The organism is Streptomyces hilarionis, assembly GCF_024539675.1.
GTDB lineage: Bacteria > Actinomycetota > Actinomycetes > Streptomycetales > Streptomycetaceae > Streptomyces > Streptomyces hilarionis.
The window spans coordinates 1-230 of record NZ_JAHHIT010000934.1 but is presented as its reverse complement, the minus strand read 5'-3'; the positions used below and the strand labels follow the sequence as shown (position 1 = coordinate 230).

At 53.5% G+C, this 230-nt stretch carries 1 protein-coding gene; it reads left to right on the top strand.

Translation table 11 applies throughout. The features are described from left to right. Nucleotides 1-45: 45 nt before the first annotated feature. Nucleotides 46-230: hypothetical protein (locus KMS84_RS40825; RefSeq protein ID WP_256921699.1), on the top strand; the 185-nt coding region annotated here is incomplete at its 3' end.

Below are 230 nucleotides of genomic sequence, written 5' to 3'. Positions count from 1 at the left end.
CTTGGTATGTGGAATTCATCGGTGCCCGGCCATGGGGCTGGGGGCGTGCGTTATGACGTGTTAGGGGCAGGCCAGTATCTGGGCGGCGTAAGCCGAAAAGACCAAAAAAAGGATGATGTAGATACCCATAAGGACAAGGAGACGGTCACCCAGCTTCTCAAAGAGCTTGATGATGCAGAGAAGATGTTCAAGAGCCAGACCGCCCAAGACCTGCGTGACAAGCTGAATGA